Source organism: Natrialba chahannaoensis JCM 10990, assembly GCF_000337135.1.
GTDB classification, from domain to species: Archaea; Halobacteriota; Halobacteria; order Halobacteriales; family Natrialbaceae; genus Natrialba; species Natrialba chahannaoensis.
The window spans coordinates 1-898 of record NZ_AOIN01000104.1 but is presented as its reverse complement, the minus strand read 5'-3'; the positions used below and the strand labels follow the sequence as shown (position 1 = coordinate 898).

The following is an 898-nucleotide window of genomic DNA, read 5'->3' as shown; positions in this document are numbered from 1 at the left end:
GGAGATCGTCGGATCTGGGTACGGGCGAGCCGAAGACACACAGACAGATGCCCCACCAGTGACCACGTACCGCGAGGCACTGGCTGAAGCCATGCTACACGCCCCGATGCTGGCCCCGATGGTCGGCATGGCGAAACTCAACAACACCGAAAACGACGGATAGAGCACCCATCACGAACCACCCCGATCGAGAACAACGCGCATCTATATATCTACCTCCTCTCTGACACACCATGGGCAAATGGGCTGTGGGCCAATTTCATTCACTGTAGACCGAAGGTCTACAGTTAATGAATACTGTAGGGGAGGGTATCACTGAATACGCATACTACCAGAAGTATGATAAACCGACTACGAGTCCTTGTACCTCACACGGTGCTCCTCCGGCACACGGTGGACCAGTTCACTGTAGATCGCCCGGAACGCATTCCCGATCTCAGCGAGCCGCGCCACATCGTCGTCCGTCAGTGGCTTATCATCGTTCAGTAACGCCCGCGTCAACGTGTCTGCGGCCGTTATAGCCTCCTGCTTCTGACCCTCCAGCACCAACGCCACGAACTCGTCTGACTCACCTTCGAGCGGCGTTCCGTGGACCAAGTCTTCGGTATCGATACTCTCATGCCCCTTTGCCGGGGAATCTGATTTTGCTGTCATGGTTTCCGTGACGGCACGGGGTCGGTGGTGTGACACCGGCCCTTTCGGGCACACCCGCGCCAGTGGGTGCCTCGCCCGTTCTCGCGGGGTCATCGGCAATCCTCTGGTGGTCGAGCCACCGGCTCGTCGAGGACCGGCGGCAACTCACGACGATCGCGTGGCCCGTCCTCACTCCATGGCCACTCGAACGACATGAGCACCTCCGCGTACCACGGTTCTCGAACGTTGCAGTTCTCGACCAAGT

1 protein-coding gene is annotated in these 898 nt (G+C 58.8%); it reads right to left on the bottom strand.

What is annotated here, in order from left to right:
* Positions 1-351 precede the first annotated feature (351 nt).
* Positions 352-654: a hypothetical protein gene (locus C482_RS20075; RefSeq protein ID WP_004592272.1), complete on the bottom strand. Its 303-nt coding sequence runs from the start codon at positions 652-654 to the stop codon at positions 352-354.
* Between the last annotated feature and the right edge of the window lie 244 nt (positions 655-898).

What these genes read in the sequence shown, in the direction of transcription:
- C482_RS20075 (WP_004592272.1), bottom strand. Translation starts at nt 654, where the DNA reads ATGACAGCAAAATCAGATTCCCCGGCAAAGGGGCATGAGAGTATCGAT.